Below are 23,254 nucleotides of genomic sequence, written 5' to 3' on the forward strand. Positions count from 1 at the left end.
GCCCGGGAGTCTCCAGGAGAGACCCCACGGGCGGTAGTGGACCGCTGTGACACCGCGTCGAGTGGGCGCGGCGCGCCATCCCCCGGCGCCCGTACGACCAGGGTAATGCGCTCCGGTCGATACGACATCCGCACAGGTCAGGCGGCGTGGCGAGGGGAAATTCAGCTCGCCGGCTGCTTCTCGCGCAGCTCCTTGATCTTGGCCTTCTTGCCCCGCAGCTCGCGCAGGTAGTAGAGCTTGGCGCGCCGCACGTCACCGCGGGTCACGACCTCGATCCGGTCGAGCGCTGGGCTGTTCAGCGGGTAGGTGCGCTCCACACCCACGCCGAAGCTGACCTTGCGGACCGAGAAGGTCTCGCGCAGACCGTCACCCTGGCGGCGGATGACGACGCCCTGGAAGATCTGGACCCGGGACCGGTTACCCTCGACGACCCGCGCGTGCACCTTCACGGTGTCACCGGCGCGGAAGTCGGGGATGTCAACGCGCTTCGACTGGGCGTCAAGGGCGTCCAGGATGTTCATCGCTGTGTCCTCGTGAGGCTCACGGCGCACCGTCAGTCGATGCGCGGATGGGTGATTCTGACCCCCGGGTGGTGCCGGCGGAGCCGACCCCGGTCGAGGGTCCTCGCAGCCGCCCACGGCGTGGACGGATGCGGCAACCCCTCTACTTTGCCACATCCCCCGCCGGCGACTGAAATCCACCCCGGTCCAGCGCCGCGCGGTCCCGCTTGTCCAGGCTCTCCGGCGGCAGCGCGGCGATCATGTCGGGGCGGCGGCCCGCCGTGCGCAGCAGCGCCTCGTCGCGGCGCCAGCGAGCGATCTTCCCGTGGTCGCCGGAGCGGAGCACCTCGGGCACCTCGTGCCCGCGCCAGGTCGCCGGCTTGGTGTACATCGGGGCTTCCAGCAGCCCGTGGGCGTGCGACTCCTCGTCCAGCGAGCCGGCGTTGCCGAGCACACCGGGCAGCAGCCGGGTGACCGCCTCCAGGATGACCAGCACGGCCACCTCGCCGCCGAAGAGCACATAGTCGCCGAGGGAGACCTCGGTCACCCGCATCCGGGTCGCCGCGTGGTCGAGCACCCGCTGGTCGATGCCCTCGTAGCGGCCGCAGGCGAAGAGCAGGTGCGACTCGGCGGCCAGCTCGTGCGCCATGGCCTGGGTGAACGGGACGCCGGCCGGCGACGGGACGAGCAACCGGGGCAGGGTGTGCCCGTCCGGGCTCAGCTCGTCGGGGGCCAGGGCGTCGAGGGCCTCGCCCCACGGCTCGGGCCGCATCACCATGCCGGGACCGCCGCCGTAGGGGGTGTCGTCGACCGTGCGGTGCACGTCGTGGGTCCAGGTCCGCAGATCGTGTACGGCCAGCCGCAGCGTGCCGCTCGCCCGGGCCTTGCCGATCAGCGACAGGTCCAGCGGGGCGAAGTATTCCGGGAAGATCGACACGATGTCGACGCGCATGAGGGCGGGGCTCCAGTCAGAGGTCGAGCAGCCCGCCGGGCAGCTCCACCACCACGCGTCCGCCCGGGACGTCGACCTCGGGCACGATCGCCTTGACGAACGGGATGAGCGCGGTCCGCCCGTCGGGGCGCCGCAGCACCAGCAGGTCGGAGGCGGGGGCGTGGTCGATCCGGGCCACCTCGCCCAGCCGCTCGCCGTCGGGCGTCACCACGGCCAGGCCGACCAGCTGGTGGTCGAGGAACTCCTCCGGGTCCGCCGGCGGAGCGACGTCGGCGCTGTCCACGCCGATCAGGGTGCCGCGCAGCGCCTCGGCGACGTTGCGGTCCAGCACGCCCTCGAAGGCGACCAGCAGCCGCCCCTGGTGCCAGCGGGCCGACTCGATGGTCAACTTGTCCGGCACCCGGTAGGCGCCGGGCTCCGGAGGCGCGACCGCGCCGGGGTCGGTGACCAGCACCGACCCCGGCGCGAAGCGTGCTTCGGGCTCATCGGTCCGCACCTCCACGGTGACCTCACCGCGGATGCCGTGCGGCTTACCGATCCGGCCGACGATGAGAAGCATCAGTACGAGTCGACGATGTCGACGCGCACCCCGCGCCCACCGATGGAGCCGATCACCTGGCGCAGCGCCTTGGCGGTCCGGCCGGACCGCCCGATCACCGTGCCGAGGTCCTCCGGGTGCACGCGGACCTCGAGCCGCTTGCCCCGACGGGAGTCGACCATGCGCACCCGGACGTCGTCCGGGTGGTCGACGATCCCCTTGACCAGGTGCTCCAGGGCGGGACGCAGTGCCATGTCAGGCCTGCTCGCCGGACTCGGCACCGGTCTGCTCCTCGGCCTTCGGCGCCTCGGCCTCGGCGGCCGGGGCCTGGGCCTTGGCGGCCTTCTTGGCCGGAGCCGGGGTCTCCGCCACGCCGGCGGCGGCCTTCGCCTCGGCCTCGTACGTCGCCTTGCGGTCGGCCCGCTCCGGGGCGACCTTCAGCGGCGGCGGGGCCGGCAGGCCCTTGAACTTCTGCCAGTCACCGGTCAGCTCCAGCAGGCGCTGCACGGCCTCGCTCGGCTGCGCGCCGACCGACAGCCAGTACTGGACCCGCTCCGACTTGACCTCGATCACCGAAGGGTCCTCCTTCGGCTGGTACACACCGACGAACTCGATCGCGCGACCGTCACGCTTGGTGCGCGAGTCGGCGACGACGATGCGGTACTGCGGGTTGCGGATCTTGCCCATCCGCAGGAGCCGGATCTTTACGGCCACAGTTGTTTCGCTCCTGTTGCGATCTCACCGGCCCGGTGCGGGCGGTGTGGCGGGTGAGCGCCGACCGGCACAGTGGGGTTGGGCCGGAGACTGCTCGGTTAACTGGCGACACGCCCGGGTTAGAGGGCGCCGGACGCGCGCCGGATACCAGCGACCCATTCTGCCATGTCCGGCCCCGATCTCTCACACCGGACCCGGACAGCTCACCCGGGTCGCCCGCGACGGTGACGAACGACACCCGCTCAGCGCACCGGCGGCCGGTCCCAGCCGGGCGGCAGTTCGTCCGGTACGTCCCAGTCGGCCGGCGGGGTGAAGTCGCACCAGGTGCCGTCGAAGGGGAACTCGCCGGCCTCGGCGATCCGGATCACCCGCTCCCCCTCGGCCCGGACCGCCTTCTCGTCGGTGACCCAGTAGTGCTCGGGAAAGGCGAGGCGTTCGAGGAACTCGTCCTCGTCCTTCCACTCCCAGCTCAGGTCCGGATGGACCACCACGTCGAGGTCCTGGTCGACCATGTCGACCCCGGCCACCGGGCCGTCGTCCCAGCGGACGCCGGGCTCCTCCAGATTGACGTACCAGTTCTGGAAGCGGTCGCGCGCGTCCCGGAACCACCAGACCGAGTGGGCGGCGCCGCTGGGCAGGAACTTCAGCACCGGCGGCCCGCTCCAGCGGCCCCGGGCCAGCCGGTAGGAGGAGGTGACCCACTCGGCGAAGGGCACCGCCCGCATGCCCAGCCCTGCCTCGGTCACCTCGTGCGCGACCGGGGTGTTCCGGGCCACCCAGAGCAGCAGGCCGCGCTCGTCGTCGCACACGACGCGGGCCGGCCGGACCCAGCCGATCCGGCCGTGCCGCACGTTCCGGTGCAGGATCAGCCGACCCGGCGCGAACCGGACGGCGGGGTCGCCCGGCCGCACCTCAGTAGGCGCGGGCCAGGACGGCGACCAGGTCGGGCTCGTCCTCGGAGTCCGGCACCGAGCCGTCGGCCCGCAGCAGGCACCGGACGGTGACGCCCTGGCCGTTCGCCTCGGCCTCACCCTGGACGCCGACCGCCGACCACGGCACCTTGGCCCAGCCGGTGGCGGCCGCCTCGATCGCCTCGGCGAGGGTGCCGACCTCGACGGTGCGGGACTGCCGGAACGCCAGCGCCTGGTCGTGCAGCGCCTGCTGGTCCGCCTCCAGCGCGGCGAGCACCGCGCCCACCACGTCGGCGACCGGGACCGGCGCCTTCGAGCCGTCCGTACGCCGGACCACCACCGCGTTGCCGGCGGCCAGGTCGCGGGGGCCGACCTCGACGCGCACCGGGTAGCCGCGCAGCTCGGCGTCGACGGCGCGGCGACCGAACGCGGTGTCGGTCCGGTCGTCCAGCGCGACCCGGATCCCGGCGTCGCGCAGCGCGTCGCGGAGCTTGGCCGCCGCCTCGCCCACGCCCTCGCCGTCCTTGACGATCATCACGTACGCCTGGACCGGCGCCAGCTTCGGCGGCACCCGCAGGCCGTTGTCGTCGCCGTGGCACATGATCAGGCCACCGAGCATCCGGGTCGAGGTGCCCCAGGAGGTGGTCCAGGCGTGCTCCCGGCCGCCCTCGGCCGAGGAGTAGCTGATGTCGAAGGCCTTGGCGAAGTTCTGGCCCAGCTCGTGGCTGGTGCCCAGCTGGAGCGCCTTGCCGTCGCCCATCATGCCTTCGCAGGTGTAGGTGGCGGTGGCGCCGGCGAAGCGCTCGCGGGCGGTCTTCAGGCCGACCACCACCGGGATGCCCAGCACGTTGACCATCAGGTCCTCGTACGCCTCGTGCAGGATCCGGCGGGCGTAGGCGCGCGCGTCCTCGCGGGTGGCGTGCGCGGTGTGCCCCTCCTGCCAGAGGAACTCGCTGGTGCGCAGGAAGATCCGGGGGCGCAGCTCCCAGCGGACCACGTTCGCCCACTGGTTGAGCAGCAGCGGCAGGTCCCGGTAGGAGTCGATCCACTTGGCCATGAACTCGCCGATCACCGTCTCGCTGGTGGGGCGGACCACCACCGGCTCGGCGAGCTGCTTGCCACCGCCGTGGGTGACCACGGCCAGCTCCGGCGAGAAGCCCTCGACGTGCTCGGCCTCGCGCTTGAGGTAGCTCTCCGGGATGAAGAGCGGGAAGTACGCGTTCTCCGCGCCGGCCGCCTTGATCCGGGCGTCCATCTCGGCCTGCATCCGCTCCCAGATGGCGTAGCCCGCCGGTCGGATGACCATGGTGCCCCGCACCGGGCCGTTGTCGGCCAGCTTCGCCTTGGCGATCAGGTCCTGGTACCAGCGGGGAAAGTCCTCCGCACGGGGAGTGAGCACGCGTGCCATGACCGCACATCCTATGCGGCGGGCGGGCCGCCGCTGCGCCCGGGAGTCGGCGCGCGCCGTGTCGCGCCGGCCGACCGTAGACTTCGACGGCGATGGGTGAGCTTTCGGACGACGGCGTGCGGTCGTCGCGCGGCGTCAGAAGCGTCGAGCCGGAGTCGTCGCGGCAACGGCTGCGGGACGCGATCGTCGATGCCGCCCGCGCGAGGACGATCGCCGCGGGCTGGGACGGCGTCCGGATGGGCGGGGTGGCGGAGACCGCCGGGGTGAGCCGGCAGACCGTCTACAACGAGTTCGGCAGCAAGGCCGGCCTGGCCGAGGCGCTCGCCCGGCGCGAGGTGGACCGGTTCGTCGGCGAGGTCCGCGCGGCCCTCGACGCGCACGGCCCCGACGTGCGGGCCGCCGCGTACGCGGCCATCCGGCACACCCTCGCCGCCGCCGCGGACAACCCGCTGGTCAAGGCGATCCTGACCAGCGCCCGGGGCGGCTCCGACGAGCTGCTGCCCTACCTGACCACCCGGTCCGAGCTGGTGCTCACCGAGTCGTCCGCCGCCCTGCTGGAGTGGGCCGGCCGGCACCTGCCGGAGGCCGACCCGGCGGCCCTGGCCTTCGCCGCCGACACCATCGTCCGCCTGGTGGTCAGCCACATCGTGCTCCCCCGGTCCCCGGTGGACGACACCGCCGACCAACTGGCCGACCTGGCCGTCCACCTCTTCCACACGGCCGCCACCCGACCGCCGGGTTGATCAAGAAGTTTGCGTCGGGAACGGGCCGTCCGCCGACGCGAACCTCTTGATCAACGAGCAGTGGGAAGGACCCGGCCGCGCAGGATGACGCGGGACGGGGTGCGGACCACGCGCAGGTCGCGGCGGGGGTCCTCCGGGTAGACGGTCAGGTCGGCGAGGCCGCCCTCGACCAGGCCGGGAAAGCCGAGCCACTCCCGGGCCCGCCAGGAGGCGGCGGCGAGCACGTCCTCGGCGGACATGCCGGCCTGCTCGTGCAGGAGCAGCATCTCCTCGGCGGCGAGCCCGTGGTCGATGCCGCCGCCCGCGTCGGTGCCCACGTAGATCGGCACCCCCGCCTCGTGCGCGGCGCGGACCACCTCGGGAAAGCGGTCGCGCAGGGCGAGCATGTGGTCGGCGTACCCGGGGAACTTCGCCCGGGCCTGCTCGGCGATGTGGCCGAAGGTGCGGATGTTGATCATCGTGGGCACCAGCGCGGTGCCCTGCCGGGCCATCAGGTCGATCAGGTCGAGGCTCAGCCCGGTGCCGTGCTCCACCGAGTCCACCCCGGCCCGCACCATGATCTCCACGGCCGACTCGGAGAAGGTGTGCACGGCCGCGCGTACCCCGGCGGCGTGCGCGGCGGCGACCGCCGCGGTCATGGTGTCGGCGTCCCAGGCCGGCGCCAGGTCGCCCACCCCCCGGTCGATCCAGTCGCCGACCAGCTTGACCCAGCCGTTGCCGGCGGCGGCCTGCGCGGCGATCGTCGCGGCCACCTCGGCCGCGCCGACCTCCACCCCGATGTCGCGCAGGTAGCGCTTCGGCGGCGCGACGTGCCGGCCGGCGCGGGCCAGTCGCGGCAGGTCCGGCTCGTCGTCGAGTTCCGGGTACGGGTACGGCGAGCCGGCGTCGCGGATGGCCAGCACCCCGGCGTCCCGGTCGGTGCGGGCCAGCTCGCGTGCCTGGTCGAGGGAGGTGATCGGGGCGCCGCCCCGGGCGATGCCGATGTGGCAGTGGGCGTCGGTCAGGCCAGGCAGCACGAAGCCGCCGTCGACGACCGTCTCGGCGCCGGCCACGGGTTCGAAGGTGACCCGGTCACCGACCAGCCAGACGTCCCGGACCTCGTCGTCGGGCAGGAGCACACCGCGCACGTGCAGAGCCATGTGCACAGTCCTACCCGATCACGCCCGCGAGCGCGTCATGAGCCCGCCGCGGTACGCCGACGGCCCCGCCCCCGGGTGGGGACGGGGCCGTCGGCACGGGGTCAGCGCGGGCCCTTGTCACCGCCCTTGCCGAGCTTGTTGAAGTCGATCTTCGGCAGCTTGAAGCCCGGGGGCAGGCCCTGGCCACCGGCCAGGTCACCCGGGTCGAGGCCCGGCGGGAGCTGCGGCATGCCGCCCGGGAAGCCGCCCGGCACCCCGGCGCCGGTGCGCGGCCGCCCGCCGCCCTTGGTGCCCTTGCGCTTGTTCTTCGGCGACTTGGTCGCCTTGCGCCGGCCGCCGCCGGGCAGGCCCATCATGCCGCCCATCTGCTTCATCATCTTCTGCGCGTCGGCGAAGCGGTTGAGCAGCTGGTTGACGTCCATGACGGTGACGCCGGAGCCGTTCGCGATGCGGGCCCGGCGCGACCCGTTGATGATCTTCGGGGTGGTGCGCTCGGCCGGGGTCATCGACCGGATGATCGCGGTCACCCGGTCGAAGTGCTTGTCGTCCAGCTCGGCGAGCTGGTCCTTCATCTGCCCCATACCCGGCATCATGGCCAGCACGTTGGCGATCGGACCCATCCGGCGGACCGCGATGAGCTGGTCGAGGAAGTCCTCCAGGGTGAACTGCTCGCCGCCCATCAGCTTGGCGGTCATCTTCTCCTTCTGATCGGCGTCGAAGGCCTGCTCGGCCTGCTCGATCAGAGTGAGGACGTCGCCCATGCCGAGGATCCGGCTGGCCATCCGGTCGGGGTGGAAGACGTCGAAGTCCTCCAGCTTCTCGCCGGTGGAGGCGAACAGGATCGGCTGCCCGGTGACCTCCCGGACCGACAGCGCGGCACCACCGCGGGCGTCGCCGTCGAGCTTGGAGAGGACCACGCCGCTGATGCCGACGCCGTCGCGGAACGCCTCGGCGGTGCGGACCGCGTCCTGACCGACCATCGCGTCGATGACGAAGATGACCTCGTCGGGCTGCACGGCGTCGCGGATGTCCGCGGCCTGCTGCATCATCTCGGCGTCGATGCCGAGCCGGCCGGCGGTGTCGACGATGACGATGTCCCGGGCGGCCCGCTTGGCGTGCTCGATCGAGTCGCGGGCGACCTGCACCGGGTCACCGACGCCGTTGCCGGGCTCCGGGGCGTACACCTCCACGCCGGCCCGGCCACCGAGCACCTGGAGCTGCCCGACGGCGTTGGGGCGCTGGAGGTCGGCGGCGACCAGCAGCGGCTGGTGCCCCTGGGCCTTGAGCCAGCGGGCCAGCTTGCCGGCCAGGGTGGTCTTGCCGGAACCCTGGAGACCGGCCAGCATGATCACGGTCGGCGGGTGCTTGGCGAACTGGAGCCGCCGCCCCTCGCCACCGAGGACCGCGATGAGCTCCTCGTTGACGATCTTGACGATCTGCTGGGCCGGGTTGAGCGCCTGGGAGACCTCGGCGCTGCGCGCCCGCTCCTTGACGTTCGCGATGAAGCCCTTGACCACCGGCAGGGCGACGTCGGCCTCCAGCAGCGCCATGCGGATCTCGCGCGCGGTGGCGTCGATGTCGGCGTCGGTGAGCCGACCCTTGCCGCGGAGCTTGGTGAAGATCCCGGACAGGCGGTCACTCAAGGTGTCAAACACGCGAACATCCCGTTTGTCGTTTTCGGCGGGCACAGTCGACCGGCACGCACACGTCCGGCTACCCGCAAGGGTAACGGTCCCGCCTCCGCGCTGCTTCCCACCGGCCCGACCCCCGCCAGGAGATCACGACCGGTCGGTCACGACGCGACCAGGCCCGACTGGTACGCGAAGACCACCAGCTGGGCGCGGTCCCGGGCGCCCAGCTTGACCATGGCCCGGCTGACGTGGGTACGCGCGGTGGCCGGGCTGACCACCAGGCGCTCGGCGATCTCGACGTTGCTCAGCCCCTCACCGACCAGCCCCACCACCTCGCGTTCCCGGTCGGTGAGGCTGCCGAGGCGGGGGTGCGGGCGGGGCACCCGGGCCGGCCGGGTGGCGAACTCCCGGACCACCCGCCGGGTCACCGACGGGGACAGCAGCGCCTCGCCCTCGGCGACCAGTCGGATCGCCCGCAGCAGCTCGGCCGGGCGGGTGTCCTTGGTGAGGAAGCCGCTGGCCCCGTGGCGGAGCGCGTCGAAGACGTACTCGTCCAGCTCGAAGGTGGTCAGCACGACCACCCGGGTGCCGGCGAGCGCGGGGTCGGCCACGATCCGCCGGGTCGCCTCGATGCCGTCGACGCCGGGCATCCGGACGTCCATGAGCACCACGTCGGGGCGTTCCCGGCGGGCCGCCTCCACGGCGGCGAGCCCGTCGGCGGCCTCGCCGACCACGGTGAGGTCGTCCTCGCTCTCCACCAGGGCACGCAGCCCGATCCGGACCAGGTCCTGGTCGTCGGCGAGCAGCACGCGGATCATGCGACCTCCTCCACGGGCAGTGTGGCGGACACCCGGAAGCCGGCGCCGGCGGCGGGGCCGGCGGTGAACGACCCGCCCAGCGCGGTGACCCGCTCCCGCATGCCGGCCAGCCCGTACCCGCCGGACCGGTCCGCCGGGGCGGCCGGGCCGCGGCCGGTGTCGGTGACCTCCACGGCGACCTCGGTGGGCGCGTACCGGAGCCGGACGGTGGCGGTGGCCGGACCGGCGTGCCGCAGCACGTTGGTCAGCGCCTCCTGCACCACCCGGTACGCGGCCAGGTCCACCGCGACCGGGAGCGGACGGGGCGCCCCGTCCACCTCGACGGTGACCGGGAGCCCGGCGCCGGCCAGCCGTTCGCGCAACTGCGGGAGCTGGGCCAGCCCGGGCGCGGGGGCACGCTCGTCGACGGCCTCGTCGCGGCGGACCACGGTCAGCGTGACCCGCAACTCGTCGAGCGCCTCCTTGCTGGTCCGGCTGATCGCAGTGAGCGCCGCCTCGGCCTGCTCGGGCTTGCGGGACAGCAGGTGCAGGGCGATCTCGGCCTGGAGGTGGATCGCGGCGAGGCCGTGCCCGACCACGTCGTGCACCTCCCGCGCCACCCGCAGCCGCTCCGCGTCGGCCAGCCGGCGCGCCTCGTCGGTGCGGCTGCGCGCCGCGTTCTCCCGGCCCAGCCGCACGGTGACCCCCGCGGCGAACGGCACCACCACCCAGGCGGCGGCCGGCATCAGCCCGACCAGGCCGGGCGGGCGCACCCCGACGAAGACGTGCGTGAGCAGTGCGAGCAGCGCGACCCCGCCGGCCACCGCCGCGACCCGCACCGGCCGGTACGCGGCCGTGGTGTAGACCGCGACGAAGAGCGACAGCAGGATCGGGCCGTACGGGTAGCCGAGCACCAGGTAGGCGGTGCTCGCCGCGGTGACCACCGCCAGGGTGGCCAGTGGCCAGCGCCGGCGCACGGCCACCGCGAGCGCGGCCACCACGACCAGCGGGTAGGTGGCCCGCCCGGTGCCCACGCCCTGGTTGAGGCCGGCCGGCGCGGTGCCGGCCAGCCCGATCACCAGCAGGGCCAGGGCGACCAGGCCGTCCAGGAGCCGGGGGCCCCAGCCGCCACGCTCGCGGTCCACGTTCCCTCCCCCGCCCCGCCTCAGCCGATGTCCCGGCGGCGCAGCAGCACCGCGCCGAGGGCCGCGAACCCGACCAGGTACGCCGCCACCACCACGGCCGCCTGCCCGCCGCCGACGGTGGCCGCGACCCCGGGGGTGTCCCCGGGCGCGCCGAGCGCGGCGGCCAGCGACCCGGCGTTCGGCCCGGGCAGCCCCTCCTGCGCCGTCGCCACCCAGTCGACCAGCGGCGCGGCGATCGCGGCGAGCAGGTTCTGCACCGCGAGCATCCACACCAGGCCCAGCCCGACGGGCAGGGCCACGGCGCGCAGCGCGACGGCGAGCACGGCACCGAGCATGGCCCACATCGTGGCGATGAGCCACCCCGCCCCGATCCCGGTGAGCAGGTCGCCGATCGGCGGCCAGGTCACCGGCTGCGCCTCGGCGGACGCGATGAGCAGGCTGGTCACCGCGCCGACCGCGAACACGGCGAGCACCACGGCCAGCGCGGCGGCGGCGAGCGCGAGCAGCTTGCCGGCGTACACCTCCAGCCGGGTCGGGCCCTGGGTGAGCACGGTCTTCCAGGTGCCCCAGCCGTACTCGCCGCCGACGGTGAGCACGCCGAGGATCAGCAGGATCGCGCCGAGGAAGACCGGCAGGCCGCCGAGGGAGTTCCCGACCAGCTGGTCGGGGAGCAGCGCGGGCAGCGCCCGGCCGGTGTTCGGCCCGTCGGTGCCACCCGCCAGGCCGGCGTACGGGAAGAGGTAGGTGAAGATCAGCGAGAGCGCCAGCGTGATGGCCAGCAGCAGCCAGGTGGCCGGCCGCCGGACCAGCTTGACGGTCTCGGCGCGGAAGCTACGCGACATCGGCCGTTCCCTTCTCCACGAGGTCGAAGAAGACCTGTTCCAGGTCCCGTTCCCGGGGGCGCAGCTCGCGCACGGCGAGCCCGGCCCCGACCAGCTCGGCGTTGAGCCAGGCGGCCCGGTCCGGCTCGACGGCCAGCTCCAGCCCGCCGTCGACCACCCGGACCCGCTCGGCGCCGACCAGGTCCCGCGCCCGGGCGGCCGCCTCGTCCAGCGGGTCGGCGAGCAGCCGCAGCCCGGCCGCGCCGCGCAGCTCGGCCACGGTGCCCTCGGCGACCAGCCGGCCCCGGGCGATCACGCCGACCCGGTCGCAGACCTGCTCGACCTCGGCGAGCAGGTGGCTGGAGACCAGCACCGTGCAGCCGGCCGCGCCGAGCCGGCGGACGAGGGTCCGCATGTCCGCCATGCCGGCCGGGTCGAGGCCGTTGGTCGGCTCGTCCAGGATCAGCAGGCGGGGATCCTTCAGCAGCGCGGCGGCCACCCCGAGCCGCTGCTTCATGCCCAACGAGTAGCCGGCGTAGCGGTCGCCGGCCCGGTCGGTCAGGTCGACCAGGTCGAGCACGAGCGCGACCCGGTCGGCGCCGACGCCGGCGTAGCGGGCCAGCACCCGCAGGTTGTCCCGGCCGGAGAGGTAGGGGTAGAAGGCCGGTCCCTCGATCAGCGCGCCGACCCCGGTGAGCCGGCCGGCGGCGGGCGGGCGGCCGAGCAGCCGGACCGTGCCGGCGGTGGGCCGGACCAGCCCGAGCAGCATGCGCAGGGTGGTGGTCTTGCCGGCGCCGTTGGGGCCGAGGAAGCCGTACACCTCGCCGGCCCGGACGGTGAGCTGGAGGTCCTGCACGGCGGTCAGGCCGCCGTACCGTTTGGTGAGCCCTTCGGTCTGCACTGGCAGGTTCATGCCACCGAGCGTCCCGCCGGGCGGCCCCCGGCACGTCGCCCCGGCGGCGGCTTCCGGACTACGTCCCCTGACGTAGTCAGACGGCGGCGAGCACGGCGGCCTCGATCCGGGCCCGGTCGGCGTCCGGTGGCCAGCCGCCGACCAGGTAGAACGCGTCCACCACGTCCCCGCCGAGGGTGGAGATCCGGGCGGCCCGCACCTGGGCGCCGGCCTCGTCGAGGGCGCAGGCGACCCGGTAGAGCAGCCCGGCCGCGTCGGCGGCGCGCAGCTCCAGCAGCACGGCGTCGGTGGCCGCCTCGCGGTGCCAGACCACCCGCGGCGCGGCGCCCTGGCCGCGCGCGGCCAGGGCCCGGCCGCGCAGCCGCTGGGTGACCGAGACGTCGCCGGTGACCGCGCGGCGCAGGTCGGCGCGGAGCGCGATCGGGTCGGGGGCCAGGCCGTAGCGCGGCTGCACCCGGCACTGCACCAGGGCCCGGCCGTCGACCGTGGCGGCGTCCGCGGAGATCACCTCCAGCCGGTGCAGGGCCAGGCAGCCGGCCACCGTGGCGAGCAGCCCGCGCCGGTCGGCCGCGGCCACCGACACCCGGTCCTCCCCGAGGTGTACGACGGGCAGCGGCCCGGCGACCAGCGCCGGGTCGGGGGCCGGCGGGGCGGGCACCACGCCGGTGTCCAGGGCGGTGCGCACCCGGGCGACCAGTTCGGCGACCAGCCGCCCCTTCCAGTCCGACCAGGCGGCCGGCCCGGTGGCCGCGGCGTCGGCCCGGACGAGGCCGTGCAGCAGGTCCAGGGTGGTGGTGTCGCCGACCCGCTCGGCGACCCCGGCGACGGTCTTCGGGTCGGAGAGATCCCGCCGGGTGGCCACGTCGGGCAGCAGCAGGTGCAGCCGGACCAGCTTGGCGATCAGCGCCGCCTCGTCCGCGGGCAGCCCGATCCGGGTGGCCACCGCCTCGGCGAGGGGCGCGCCCACGGTGCTGTGGTCACCCGGCAGCCCCTTGCCGATGTCGTGCAGGAACGCGCCGAGCAGCAGCAGGTCGGGGCGGTCCACGTCGCGGGTGTGCCGGCTCGCCTCGTACGCGGCCTGCACCAGGTGCCGGTCCAGGGTGAACCGGTGCACCGGGTTGTGCTGGGGCAGGCTGCGCAGCCGGGTCCACTCGGGCAGCCAGCCGTCGATCAGCCCGTACCGGTCGCAGGTCTCCCAGGCGGGCACCAGGCCGGGACCGGCACCGAGCAGGGTGATCAGCGCGGCCCGGGCGGCCGGCGGCCAGGGCGCGGGCAGCGGCGGGCAGTACGCGGCCAGCCACTCGCAGGTGGCCCGGGCGATGGGCAGCCGGGTGGTGGCCGCGGCGGCGGCGATCCGCAGCGACAGGCTCGGGTCGGGGCGGGCGCCGATCGCGGCGCGGGCGAGCACCAGCTCGCCGTCCTGCTCGACCACGTCCCGGGCGACCGGTCGGCGCAGCGGCCGGCCGCCGGCGGTCCGGTGCCGCCCGGCGCGCAGCCGGTCGGCGGCTCGCCAGGCGTCGTCGAGGGCGTGGCTGACGGTGCGGGCGTCCCCGGCCACCCGGCGCAGCAGCGCGTCGCCGTCGCCGACCGGCACCGCCTCGGCGTCCGCGTCCCCGGTCAGGGGCTGCCGCAGCCCGAGCAGGGCGGCGACGCCGTCGCGTTCCTGGGCGACGAGCCGGTCGACCCGGCGGCCGACCTGCTGGTGCAGGGCGTCGCGGGTGTCGAGGAGCCGCCGGTGGGCGGCGTGCACGGCGGGGCGCAGCGCGTCGGTCACCCCCGCGGTGGCGATGGCCCGGAGGATGCCGACGTCGCGCAGCCCGCCGGCGGCCTCCTTGAGGTCGCCCTCCAGCAGGAAGGCCAGCTCGCCGTGGGTCTCCCAGCGGGCGGCGGTGATCTCCCGCAGGCGTGGGAGCTGCCGGACGGCGGTGCGCCGCCAGTGGTCGGCGGCGGTGCGCACGAGCTGTTCGGTCAGGGCCGGGTCGCCGGCCACGTGACGGGCGTCGAGCAGGCCGAGGGCGACCTTGACGTCGTCCTGGGCCACCGAGAGCGCCTCGGGGAGGGTCCGCACCGAGTGGTCCAGCCGCAGCCCGGCGTCCCAGATGGGATACCAGAGCGAGGCGGCGAGTTCGTCGATGCCGGGCACCCCCGCGTGCAGCAGCACCAGGTCGAGGTCGCCGTAGGGCGCGCACTGCCGCCGCCCCAGCCCGCCGACCGCGACCAGGGCGATCCCCGCCCGCTGCGGGAAGGCGGACCTTAGCCAGCCGTCCAGCGCCGCGGCCCGCGCCCGCCGGGCTTCGGCCCCGATCCCGCCCGGCAGGCCGGCGACCTCGTTGACCAGGAAGTCCGCGCCGTGGCCGGGAGGTCCGGACGCGTTCTCCGTGATCAACGAGGTCACCGGGACGTCCTCAGAGGGCGTCGAGGCCGCGCTCGCCGGTGCGGACCCGGACGACCTCCTCGACGCCGGTCACCCAGACCTTGCCGTCGCCGATCTTGCCGGTCCGGGCAGCGCCCACGATGGCGTCGACGATCTTGTCGACGTCCATCTCGTCGGTGAGCACCTCGACCCGGATCTTGGGCAGGAACTCGACCGTGTACTCGGCACCCCGGTAGACCTCGGTGTGCCCCTTCTGCCGGCCGTAGCCCTGGACCTCGCTGACGGTCAGGCCGGCCACGCCGAGGGCGTGCAGGGCCTCCTTCACCGCGTCCAGCTGGTACGGCTTGATGACCGCGGTCACCAGCTTCATGTCCAACCCCTCCATCCCAGGAACGTTAACCGGCGACCTTCTCGCTGACTGGCTCGGCGGGCTCCTCCGCCGGGTCGGTGGGTTCCGGGGCCGGCTTGGCGGCGCCGATCCCGGCCATCGCGAACGCGCCCCCGCCGCTGCCGCCCGTGCTGGGCGACAGGTCGTACGCGCTCTCCGCGTGCTCGGCGACGTCGATGCCGTCGACCTCGGCCTCGGCCGCCACCCGGAAGCCGATCGTCTTCTCGATGGCGAAGGCGAGCAACCAGGCGATGCCGGCCGACCACACGGTGACGATCAGGCCGGCCAGCGCCTGCCGGCCGAGCTGGGTCAGGCCGCCACCGTAGAAGAGGCCGTCCGAGGCGCCCACCACGTCGCTGATCGCGCCGTTGACCGAGTTGCTGGCGAAGAGGCCGAGCCAGAGCGACCCGATCCAGCCGCCGACGAAGTGCACGCCCACCACGTCGAGGGAGTCGTCGTAGCCGAGCTTGTACTTCAGGCTGATGGCGAGGGCGCAGACCGCACCGGCGACGATGCCGAGCAGGACCGCCGCCCACGGGGCGATGAAACCGCAGGCCGGGGTGATGGCGACCAGACCCGCCACGGCGCCCGAGGACGCGCCGACCATGGTCGGCCGGCCATCCTTGATCCACTCGACCGCCAGCCAGCCGAGCACCGCGGCGGCGGTGGCGAGCTGGGTGTTGAGGAAGGCCAGCCCGGCCACCGAGTCGACGGTCAGCTCCGAGCCGGCGTTGAAGCCGAACCAGCCGAACCAGAGCAGGCCGGCGCCGAGCGCGACCAGCGGGATGTTGTGCGGCTTCATGCCCTCCCGGGGCCAGCCGACCCGCCGGCCGAGCACCAGGGCCACGCCGAGCGCCGCCGCACCGGCGTTGATGTGCACCGCCGTGCCACCGGCGAAGTCGAGCGCGTGCAGCTTGGCGCCGATGATGCCGCCGCCCCACACCCAGTGCGCGACCGGGAAGTAGACCAGGGTGGCCCAGCCGAAGGCGAAGAGCAGCCAGCCGGCGAACTTGGCCCGGTCGGAGATGGCGCCGCTGATCAGCGCGACGGTGATCACCGCGAAGACCATCTGGAACGCCATGAACACGTACAGCGGGACCCCGATGCCGCTGGGGTTCTCCGCCGTGGCGCCCCAGAGGTCGGTCTCGGCGAGGAACGTCTTGGTGCCGAGGTAGGCGGCGGGGTCGCCCCAGAATCCGTTGACGTCGGCCCCGAAGGCGACGCTGAAGCCGTAGAACCACCACAGAACCGAGATGAGCCCGATGGCGGAGAAGCTCATCATCATCATGTTGAGCACGCCCTTGGCCCGGTTCAGGCCGCCGTAGAACAGCGCCAGGCCCGGGGTCATGAGCAGCACGAGAGCGGTCGAAACCAGCAGCCAAACGGTGTTGCCGCCGTCGATCGTCGGTGCTTCAGGCACGCTGGCCTCCTAAAGGTGAAGTCTCCTCCTTCGCGGCTTCCGGGGCAGCGTCGCCCGTACGCCGGTTGCGCGGAAGCTTGCTCGGCGGCTGTTTCCTTCACCGACACCGCTCGATTTCCGACGCGTGACGCTGTGTTTCCGGCGTGTGACGAAAGACGATCATGCCTGGGGAAAACGGAAAGAGTGGCCGTTCCGACGAGGAACCGGCCACTTTTCGTCGATGCGGGCTCAGCGCAGGGCGTACTCGAGGGCGTGCCGCTCGTAGTCGAGCAGCCGCAGGTCGCGCATGGGCCGACGCAGGTGGCCCTTGTGCACGATGCGGACGAACGCCGGCTCGCCGGCCGCGGCCATCCGCCGGATGCCCTCCACGTGGTCGACGATCCGCTTGCGGATGGTCCGGATCAGCCGGTGCCGGTCCCGCGGGATCAGTCCGTAGGCGTCGGCGAAGAGGCGCAGCCGGCGCGGCCGGTCCGGGTGCTTCCAGCCGAGGGTGATCGAGTCCCGGTCGGAGAAGATCGGCACCCACGTCCAGGCCGCGTACGCCACGTCGTAGATCCGGGCGCCGGGCGAGGCCAGGTCGAAGTCGATCAACCCGAGGGTGCCGTCGGGCCGCCAGATCACGTTGTGCGGGGCGGCGTCGTGGTGGCAGATCACCTCGGTGTCCGGCGGGGGCGGGCCGAACGAGCGCCAGACCGCGCCGGGCGGCGGGGTGAAGCCGTACTGGGCGTCGTGGAACATCCGCAGCATGGTCGCCACGGTGACCAGGGCCTCGTCGGTGACCCAGTGCGGGGCCAGCGGGTACTCCCCGCACTCCCCCTCCAGGTACGACAGGACCTCCCGGTTGCGCTCGTCCATGCCCAGGGCGCGGGGCGCGCCGGTGAAGCCGACGTACTCCAGGTGCCGCAGCAGCGAGTGCACCGAGGGGGTCCACGGGCCGGCGTTGCGCCGGACGGTGTCGCCCACCCGGACCACGGTGCTCACGTTCCCGCCGTGCAGCGGGATCTCCTGCGAAGTCACGTACGGTCTCCCGAGGCGCGGCGACGGGTGGCTGGGGTCGCGCCACCCCGCGTAGGCGCGATCGTCAGTCGTCACGTCGAGGCTACGCGTCCCGGGCGAGCGGCTCATTGCCGAGCAGCGCGTCGACGAACTGCGCCGGGTCGAACGGGGCCAGGTCGTCCGGGCCCTCGCCGAGGCCGACCAGCTTCACCGGGATGCCCAGCTTGCGCTGCACGGCGATCACGATGCCGCCCTTGGCGGTCCCGTCGAGCTTGGTCAGCACCACGCCTGTCACGTTGACCACCTCGGTGAAGACCCGGGCCTGCTCCAGGCCGTTCTGGCCGGTGGTGGCGTCGAGCACCAGCAGGGTCTCGTCGATCGGGCCGTGCTTCTCCACCACCCGCTTGACCTTGCCCAGCTCGTCCATGAGGCCGACCTTGTTCTGCAGCCGGCCGGCGGTGTCCACCAGCACGGTGTCGACCGCCGTGTCGATGCCCCGCTTGACCGCGTCGAACGCGACGCTGGCCGGGTCGGCGGCCTCGGGGCCGCGGACGGTCTCCGCGCCCACCCGGCCGCCCCAGGTCTCCAGCTGGTCGGCGGCGGCGGCCCGGAAGGTGTCGGCCGCGCCGAGCAGCACGGTACGGCCGTCCGCGATGAGCACCCGGGCGATCTTGCCGCAGGTGGTGGTCTTGCCGGCGCCGTTGACCCCGACCACCAGCAGCACCGCCGGCACGCCCTCCTTGGGGGCGGTCCGCAGCGACCGGTCCAGGGTCGGGTCGAGCGCGTTGACCAGCTCGGCGGCGAGCAGCGTGCGCAGCTCGTCGACCGACCGGGTGCCGAGCACCCGGGTCCGCTCGCGCAGCCGGTCGACGATCTCGCGGGTCGAGTCGATGCCGACGTCGGCGGTGATCAGGCTGTCCTCGATCTCCTCCCAGGTGTCCTCGTCGAGGCGGTCCCGGCTGAGCAGGCCGAGCAGGCCCTTGCCGAAGACGTTCTGCGAGCGGGACAGCCGGGAGCGCAGCCGGACCAGCCGGCCGGCGGTGGGCTCGGGGACCTCGATGGTGGGCAGCGGCGGCGCCTCGATCACCGGCGGCGGCTCGACAAGCACGCCGGTGCGCAGGTCCGACTCCGCCGCTTCGACCGGCGGCCCGGCCAGGTCCTCCTCGGCCCGGGTGTCGACCTCCGTCTCCGGCAGCGGCGGCTCGGGGCGCCGGCGCAGCTTCGGCACCACGAGGCTGAGGCCGCCGAGGATCAGCACGGCGAGCAGGGCCAGTGCGACGAGGAGGTATTCCGTCATGCCCGAAATCCTGTCAGATGGCGGCGACGGCGTCCCACTCACCGCCTCGGCACGTGAACGAGCTGCGGGTACGCTCGCCGCTGGAAGGCGTACCGCAACCGCCGGCCGGGTAGGGAAGGGCTTGATGATCTTCGTCGGAGGTGCGCCGTGACCAGTTCCCGTCTGCTCATCGGCCCTCTGCTGCGGCGGGTCGTCGACACCCGGGCCACCGTCTGGGTGGAGACCAGCGCCTCCGCGGTGGTCACCGTCCGCACGGCCGGCGGGGCCACCGGCAGCGCCCCCACGTTCTCGGCGTACGACCACCACTACGCGATCGTGGTGGTGGAGGGGCTGGCCCCGGAGAGCAGCACCACCTACGAGGTGCTGGTCGACGACGAGGTGGTGTGGCCGGTGCCGGAGAGCGGCTTCCCGGCCAGCGTGATCCGGACCCGGGCGGCCGACGACCTCGACCAGCCGGTGACCCTGCTCTTCGGCTCGTGCCGGGAGACCACCCAGCACGCCACCGCCCGCAAGCTGCCCCCGGACGCGCTGGACGCGTACGCCCGGCGGTTGATCGCCGCCCCGGACCCGGACGCCCTGCCCGACCTGCTGGTGCTCCTCGGCGACCAGGTCTACGCGGACGAGACCTCGCCGACCGTGCGCCGGCTGCTCAAGCGGCGGCGGCGCCGGCCGAAGGGCGCCCCGGCCACCCAGGTGGTCAGCTTCGACGAGTACACCAAGCTCTACCTGGAGTCCTGGCGCGACCCGGAGATCCGCTGGCTGCTCTCCACCGTGCCGAGCGTGATGATCTTCGACGACCACGAGGTCATCGACGACTGGAACACCTCGGCGTCGTGGCGGGCGGACATGCGCGAGCAGCCCTGGTGGGCCGAGCGGATCCGCAGCGGCCTGGCCTCCTACTGGGTCTACCAGCACCTGGGCAACCTCGCCCCGGACGAGATCGCCGCCGACCCCGTGTACGCCAAGGTGATCGCCGCCGAGGACGCCACCGGCGTGCTGCACGAGTTCGGCGAGCGGGTCGACCGGGAGGCCGACGTCGCGCACGACACCGAGCGCTGGCGGGCCGTGCAGTACCAGTGGAGCTACGCACTGGACCTGGGCCGGACCCGCCTGGTCATGCTGGACAACCGCTCCAGCCGGGTGCTGGACGCCGGCAACCGGGCGATGCTGCCGCCGGGCGAGTGGTCCTGGTTCCTGGACCGGGCGCACGGCGTCTACGACCACCTGGTGGTCGGCGCCTCGCTGCCCTGGCTGCTCCCGCCCGGCATCCACCACGTGGAGTCCTGGAACGAGAAGCTGGCCGACTCCGGCCGGCCGTGGGTGGCGAAGCTCGCGGAGCAGATGCGCCGGGCCTGGGACCTGGAGCACTGGGCCTCGTTCCGGCGTTCCTTCGAGGCGCTCGGCGAGCTGTTCGCCCGGCTGGGCAGCGGCACCGCGCCGCGCGAGGGGGCGCGGGTGGGCGCCGGCCCGGCGTATTCGCGGCCGGCCTCGATCAGCGTGCTCTCCGGGGACGTGCACCACTCGTACGTGGCCCGGGCCCGGTTCGCCGACCGGAGCGTGCGCACCCCGGTGCACCAGCTCACCTGCTCCCCCATCCACAACCAGGTGCCGGCCGGGATGCGCCCGCTCATGAAGCTCGGCTGGAACCCGGGGCCGGCCGGCGCCGCCCGGGCGCTGGCCCGCTCCGCCGGGGTACGCCGCCCGCTGGTGCGGTGGAAGAAGCTGGCCGGACCCTACTTCGGCAACGCCGTGGCCACGCTGACCCACCGGGGCCGGACGGCCGAGGTCGTGATCGAGGGCACCACCGGCGAGGGCCACCTGCGCACGGTGGCGCGGCAGCGGCTCAGCGACGAGGTGTGAGTACCCTCTCAGCGTGGACGAGACCCTGCGGGCCGTGGAGCACGAACTGACCGCGCTGCTGCGGCGTGGGCGCGCGCTCTCCTGGGAGATCGCGCGCGAGGTCCACCCCAACCTGGAGCCGAACGCCTACGGGCTGCTGCTCTGGCTGCGCCGGTCCGGCTCGACCCGGCTGACCGACCTGGCCGCCAAGCTGGGCATCGGCAAGGGCACGCTGAGCCGGCAGATCGGCGGCCTGGAGGCGCTGGGCCTGGTCCGGCGCGACCCGGACCCGACCGACCGGCGGGCGGCACAGCTCAGCCTCACCGAGGAGGGCACCCGCCGGTTCGACGCGGCGCGGGCGGCGCGACTCGAACAGATCACCCGGTCGCTGGAGTCCTGGCCGAAACGGGACGTCGAGGACTTCGCCCGGCTGATGCACCGGTTCAACGAGACCTTCTGACCGGATCCGCCCCGGAATAAGACCTGCGCCACGCGCGGTTGTTGCTTGAGGCAACCAAGCCATACGGTTGCCCGAGGCAACTCTTTCCCCCGTCTTTTTCCGGAGGCATTCCACGATGACGCAGGCGACAGCGCCCACCCGGGCGACCGCCGTCGACATGTCCCACCGGCAGATCCTGGAGGCGCTCTCCGGCCTGCTGCTGGGCATGTTCGTCGCGATCCTCTCCTCCACGGTCGTCTCCAACGCGCTGCCGCGGATCATCACGGAGCTGCACGGCGGCCAGTCCGCGTACACCTGGGTGGTCACCTCGACGCTGCTGGCGACCACGGCCACCACCCCGATCTGGGGCAAGCTGGCCGACCTGACCAGCAAGAAGATCCTGGTCCAGCTCGCCCTGACGATCTTCGTGCTGGGCTCGGTGCTGGCCGGGCTCTCCCAGTCCACCGGCCAGCTCATCGCCTGCCGGGTGCTCCAGGGCGTCGGCGCGGGCGGTCTCACCGCCCTGGCCCAGGTGATCATGGCGACGATGATCGCCCCGCGCGAGCGTGGCCGGTACAGCGGCTACCTCGGCGCCGTGATGGCCGTGGGCACCATCGGCGGCCCGCTGATCGGCGGCGTCATCGTCGACACCGACTGGCTCGGCTGGCGCTGGTGCTTCTACGTGGGCGTGCCGTTCGCCGTGCTCGCCCTGGTCGTGCTCCAGAAGACCCTGCACCTGCCGGTGGTCCGGCGCGAGGCGAAGATCGACTGGTGGGGCGCCACCCTGATCACCGCAGCCGTCTCGCTGCTGCTGATCTGGGTCACCCTGGCCGGCGACAAGTACGCCTGGCTGTCCTGGCAGACCGCCGTCATGGTGGCCGGCGCCGTGCTGCTCGGCGCGCTCGCCCTCCGGGTGGAGAACCGGGCCGCCGAGCCGATGATCCCGCCGCGCCTGTTCCGCAACCGCACCATCACCCTCGCCGTCATCGCCAGCATCGCGGTCGGCGTGGGCATGTTCGGCGCCTCGGTCTTCCTCGGCCAGTACTTCCAGATCAGCCGCGGCGAGAGCCCGACCATGTCCGGCCTCATGACCCTGCCGATGATCCTCGGCCTGCTGGTCGCCTCCACGGTGGTCGGCCGGATCATCACCAACACCGGCCGCTGGAAGCGCTACCTGGTCGCCGGCTCGGCGCTGCTCACCGCCGGCTTCGCGCTGATGGGCACCATGCGGGCGGACACCCCGTACTGGCGGCTCGCCGTGTTCATGGCGCTGATCGGCCTCGGCCTCGGCATGACCATGCAGAACCTGGTCCTCGCCGTGCAGAACACCGTCGGCCCGCACGAGCTCGGCGCGGCCAGCTCGGTGGTGGCCTTCTTCCGCAGCCTGGGCGGCGCCATCGGGGTGAGCGCGCTCGGCGCGATCCTCGGCCACAAGGTCAAGGACTACCTCGCCGAGGGGCTGGCCGGTCTCGGCATCCCGGCGTCCAGCTCCGCCAGCGGCGGTAGCCTGCCGAACGTGCACACCCTGCCCGCCCCGATCCGCGCGGTCGTCGAAGCCGCGTACGGGCACGGCGCCGGGGACATCTTCCTGGCCGCCGCCCCGTTCGGGCTGATCGCGCTGCTCGCGGTCCTCTTCATCAAGGAGGTGCCGCTGCGCCGCACCAACGGCGACACGATCTCCGCCGAGGTCGAGCGCGAGTCGACCGTCGCGGCGGGCGCCGGCGCCGCGGTGGTACGCACCGGCGGGCGGGACTGACCCGATGGGCGCCCCCGAGCGTGAGAAGTACGGCCCGGAGGCCCGGCCGCTGCCGTTCGAGCGCGGCACGGACGGGCCCCGGGTGGTGCTGGTCGGCGTGGACGGCAGCCGCACCTCGCTGCGCGCCGCCGCGTACGCGGCCGGGCTGGCCCGCCGGCAGGGCTCCGGGCTGGTGGTGGTCTTCGTCAGCTCGCCGGCCCCCTACACCGGGATCATGTCCGGCGTGGTGGCCGGGGCGGTCCAGCAGACCCATGACGAGCTGGCCGCCGAGCTGCGCGAGGAGTGCCGGCGCGGCGCGGAGGAGCTGGGCCTGCCGGTGACCTTCCTGTGCCGGCGCGGCGACGCGTACGGCGAGCTGCGCAAGGCGGCCGACGAGCACCGCGCGGACCTGGTGGTGGTCGGGTCGTCCGAGCAGGCCGGCCACAAGCTGGTCGGCTCGGTCGCCACCCGGCTGGTCCGCACCGGCCGCTGGCCGGTCGTGGTGGTGCCCTGAAATCCGGTCGCGGTCTGTCACACCCGGGCCGGAGGATGGC

Annotated in this window: 23 protein-coding genes; 5 read left to right on the forward strand and 18 right to left on the reverse strand. The window is 73.8% G+C overall.

All coding sequences use genetic code 11. The annotated features are described in order from the left end of the window. Nucleotides 1-161: 161 nt before the first annotated feature. The 7 genes from rplS to proS form a co-directional block, all read right to left on the reverse strand. On the reverse strand, nt 162-521 hold the full coding sequence (gene rplS, locus ACW0Q9_RS03950; RefSeq protein WP_091268704.1) for a 50S ribosomal protein L19: 360 nt from the start codon (nt 519-521) through the stop codon (nt 162-164). Between the two features lie 142 nt (nt 522-663). After that, a complete protein-coding gene (gene trmD, locus ACW0Q9_RS03955; protein WP_456178470.1) occupies nt 664-1,452 on the reverse strand; it encodes a tRNA (guanosine(37)-N1)-methyltransferase TrmD in 789 nt (262 codons plus the stop codon). A 16-nt stretch (nt 1,453-1,468) separates the two neighbouring features. Then, complete coding sequence (gene rimM, locus ACW0Q9_RS03960; RefSeq protein WP_456178471.1) at nt 1,469-2,011, reverse strand: ribosome maturation factor RimM; 543 nt, start codon at nt 2,009-2,011, stop codon at nt 1,469-1,471. Further along, entirely contained in the window at nt 2,011-2,271 is a 261-nt protein-coding gene (locus tag ACW0Q9_RS03965; RefSeq protein ID WP_030500803.1) for an RNA-binding protein, read from the reverse strand. The genes rimM and ACW0Q9_RS03965 overlap by 1 nt, the downstream gene beginning before the upstream one ends. Further along, on the reverse strand, nt 2,246-2,704 hold the full coding sequence (rpsP, locus tag ACW0Q9_RS03970) for a 30S ribosomal protein S16 (RefSeq protein WP_456178472.1): 459 nt from the start codon (nt 2,702-2,704) through the stop codon (nt 2,246-2,248). Before rpsP ends, ACW0Q9_RS03965 begins: the two co-directional genes overlap by 26 nt. 242 nt (nt 2,705-2,946) lie before the next feature. Further along, a complete protein-coding gene (locus ACW0Q9_RS03975; protein WP_456178473.1) occupies nt 2,947-3,615 on the reverse strand; it encodes a DUF402 domain-containing protein in 669 nt (222 codons plus the stop codon). Nucleotide 3,616: 1 nt separating this feature from the next. Further along, a complete protein-coding gene (gene proS, locus ACW0Q9_RS03980; protein ID WP_456178474.1) occupies nt 3,617-5,023 on the reverse strand; it encodes a proline--tRNA ligase in 1,407 nt (468 codons plus the stop codon). Between the two features lie 92 nt (nt 5,024-5,115). On the opposite strand from proS, the gene ACW0Q9_RS03985 reads away from it, so the two are divergent. Then, nucleotides 5,116-5,766, forward strand: coding sequence for a TetR family transcriptional regulator (locus ACW0Q9_RS03985; protein ID WP_456178475.1), 651 nt, complete (start codon nt 5,116-5,118; stop codon nt 5,764-5,766). A gap of 50 nt (nt 5,767-5,816) precedes the next feature. Here the strand turns inward: ACW0Q9_RS03985 and ACW0Q9_RS03990 are convergent, their stop codons facing one another. From ACW0Q9_RS03990 to ftsY, 11 genes are all read right to left on the reverse strand, one after another. After that, complete coding sequence (locus tag ACW0Q9_RS03990; protein ID WP_456178476.1) at nt 5,817-6,905, reverse strand: amidohydrolase family protein; 1,089 nt, start codon at nt 6,903-6,905, stop codon at nt 5,817-5,819. Between the two features lie 101 nt (nt 6,906-7,006). Next, nucleotides 7,007-8,560: a signal recognition particle protein gene (gene ffh, locus ACW0Q9_RS03995; protein ID WP_456178477.1), complete on the reverse strand. Its 1,554-nt coding sequence runs from the start codon at nt 8,558-8,560 to the stop codon at nt 7,007-7,009. Between the two features lie 137 nt (nt 8,561-8,697). Next, nucleotides 8,698-9,354, reverse strand: a complete 657-nt coding sequence (locus ACW0Q9_RS04000; protein WP_189193904.1) for a response regulator transcription factor — start codon at nt 9,352-9,354, stop codon at nt 8,698-8,700. After that, nucleotides 9,351-10,478 carry a sensor histidine kinase gene (locus ACW0Q9_RS04005; protein ID WP_456178478.1) on the reverse strand — a complete coding sequence of 376 codons (1,128 nt, stop codon included), beginning with the start codon at nt 10,476-10,478 and terminating at the stop codon, nt 9,351-9,353. Before ACW0Q9_RS04005 ends, ACW0Q9_RS04000 begins: the two co-directional genes overlap by 4 nt. Before the next feature lie 20 nt (nt 10,479-10,498). Continuing rightward, nucleotides 10,499-11,320 (reverse strand): ABC transporter permease, encoded by an 822-nt coding sequence (locus ACW0Q9_RS04010; protein ID WP_456178479.1) that lies wholly within the window; start codon nt 11,318-11,320, stop codon nt 10,499-10,501. Next, complete coding sequence (locus ACW0Q9_RS04015; protein ID WP_456178480.1) at nt 11,310-12,212, reverse strand: ABC transporter ATP-binding protein; 903 nt, start codon at nt 12,210-12,212, stop codon at nt 11,310-11,312. Before ACW0Q9_RS04015 ends, ACW0Q9_RS04010 begins: the two co-directional genes overlap by 11 nt. A 76-nt stretch (nt 12,213-12,288) precedes the next feature. Then, nucleotides 12,289-14,607: a [protein-PII] uridylyltransferase gene (locus ACW0Q9_RS04020; protein ID WP_456178481.1), complete on the reverse strand. Its 2,319-nt coding sequence runs from the start codon at nt 14,605-14,607 to the stop codon at nt 12,289-12,291. Between the two features lie 10 nt (nt 14,608-14,617). Then, nucleotides 14,618-14,956, reverse strand: coding sequence for a P-II family nitrogen regulator (locus tag ACW0Q9_RS04025; RefSeq protein WP_013284578.1), 339 nt, complete (start codon nt 14,954-14,956; stop codon nt 14,618-14,620). Between the two features lie 25 nt (nt 14,957-14,981). Continuing rightward, complete coding sequence (locus tag ACW0Q9_RS04030) at nt 14,982-16,394, reverse strand: ammonium transporter (RefSeq protein WP_456178482.1); 1,413 nt, start codon at nt 16,392-16,394, stop codon at nt 14,982-14,984. Between the two features lie 228 nt (nt 16,395-16,622). Beyond that, nucleotides 16,623-17,519 carry a phosphotransferase gene (locus tag ACW0Q9_RS04035; RefSeq protein WP_456178483.1) on the reverse strand — a complete coding sequence of 299 codons (897 nt, stop codon included), beginning with the start codon at nt 17,517-17,519 and terminating at the stop codon, nt 16,623-16,625. After that, nucleotides 17,494-18,687, reverse strand: coding sequence for a signal recognition particle-docking protein FtsY (gene ftsY, locus ACW0Q9_RS04040; RefSeq protein ID WP_456178484.1), 1,194 nt, complete (start codon nt 18,685-18,687; stop codon nt 17,494-17,496). The genes ACW0Q9_RS04035 and ftsY overlap by 26 nt, the downstream gene beginning before the upstream one ends. A 147-nt stretch (nt 18,688-18,834) precedes the next feature. Here ftsY and ACW0Q9_RS04045 point away from each other — a divergent pair, with 147 nt between their 5' ends. The 4 genes from ACW0Q9_RS04045 (at nt 18,835) to ACW0Q9_RS04060 (ending at nt 23,214) form a co-directional block, all read left to right on the forward strand. Beyond that, the gene (locus ACW0Q9_RS04045) at nt 18,835-20,547 is read left to right on the forward strand and encodes an alkaline phosphatase D family protein (protein WP_456178485.1); all 1,713 of its coding nucleotides are present in this window, start codon (nt 18,835-18,837) and stop codon (nt 20,545-20,547) included. Nucleotides 20,548-20,560: 13 nt separating this feature from the next. Next, nucleotides 20,561-20,986 (forward strand): MarR family winged helix-turn-helix transcriptional regulator, encoded by a 426-nt coding sequence (locus tag ACW0Q9_RS04050; RefSeq protein WP_456178486.1) that lies wholly within the window; start codon nt 20,561-20,563, stop codon nt 20,984-20,986. Between the two features lie 115 nt (nt 20,987-21,101). Continuing rightward, the gene (locus tag ACW0Q9_RS04055; protein ID WP_456178487.1) at nt 21,102-22,721 is read left to right on the forward strand and encodes an MDR family MFS transporter; all 1,620 of its coding nucleotides are present in this window, start codon (nt 21,102-21,104) and stop codon (nt 22,719-22,721) included. Nucleotides 22,722-22,725: 4 nt separating this feature from the next. Then, nucleotides 22,726-23,214 carry a universal stress protein gene (locus ACW0Q9_RS04060; protein ID WP_456178488.1) on the forward strand — a complete coding sequence of 163 codons (489 nt, stop codon included), beginning with the start codon at nt 22,726-22,728 and terminating at the stop codon, nt 23,212-23,214. The last annotated feature ends 40 nt before the right edge of the window (nt 23,215-23,254 follow it).

The organism is Micromonospora sp. I033 (genome assembly GCF_053890995.1).

Bases quoted from the DNA above. Each gene is read 5' to 3' on its own strand.
- trmD (WP_456178470.1), bottom strand. From the start codon at position 1,452: ATGCGCGTCGACATCGTGTCGATCTTCCCGGAATACTTCGCCCCGCTG.
- ACW0Q9_RS04025 (WP_013284578.1), bottom strand. From the start codon at position 14,956: ATGAAGCTGGTGACCGCGGTCATCAAGCCGTACCAGCTGGACGCGGTG.
- ftsY (WP_456178484.1), bottom strand. From the start codon at position 18,687: ATGACGGAATACCTCCTCGTCGCACTGGCCCTGCTCGCCGTGCTGATC.
- rplS (WP_091268704.1), bottom strand. From the start codon at position 521: ATGAACATCCTGGACGCCCTTGACGCCCAGTCGAAGCGCGTTGACATC.
- proS (WP_456178474.1), bottom strand. From the start codon at position 5,023: ATGGCACGCGTGCTCACTCCCCGTGCGGAGGACTTTCCCCGCTGGTAC.
- ACW0Q9_RS04035 (WP_456178483.1), bottom strand. From the start codon at position 17,519: ATGAGCCGCTCGCCCGGGACGCGTAGCCTCGACGTGACGACTGACGAT.
- ACW0Q9_RS03990 (WP_456178476.1), bottom strand. From the start codon at position 6,905: ATGGCTCTGCACGTGCGCGGTGTGCTCCTGCCCGACGACGAGGTCCGG.
- ACW0Q9_RS04055 (WP_456178487.1), top strand. From the start codon at position 21,102: ATGACGCAGGCGACAGCGCCCACCCGGGCGACCGCCGTCGACATGTCC.
- ACW0Q9_RS04010 (WP_456178479.1), bottom strand. From the start codon at position 11,320: ATGTCGCGTAGCTTCCGCGCCGAGACCGTCAAGCTGGTCCGGCGGCCG.
- ACW0Q9_RS04000 (WP_189193904.1), bottom strand. From the start codon at position 9,354: ATGATCCGCGTGCTGCTCGCCGACGACCAGGACCTGGTCCGGATCGGG.
- ACW0Q9_RS04015 (WP_456178480.1), bottom strand. From the start codon at position 12,212: ATGAACCTGCCAGTGCAGACCGAAGGGCTCACCAAACGGTACGGCGGC.
- ACW0Q9_RS04060 (WP_456178488.1), top strand. From the start codon at position 22,726: ATGGGCGCCCCCGAGCGTGAGAAGTACGGCCCGGAGGCCCGGCCGCTG.
- ACW0Q9_RS03985 (WP_456178475.1), top strand. From the start codon at position 5,116: ATGGGTGAGCTTTCGGACGACGGCGTGCGGTCGTCGCGCGGCGTCAGA.
- rimM (WP_456178471.1), bottom strand. From the start codon at position 2,011: ATGCTTCTCATCGTCGGCCGGATCGGTAAGCCGCACGGCATCCGCGGT.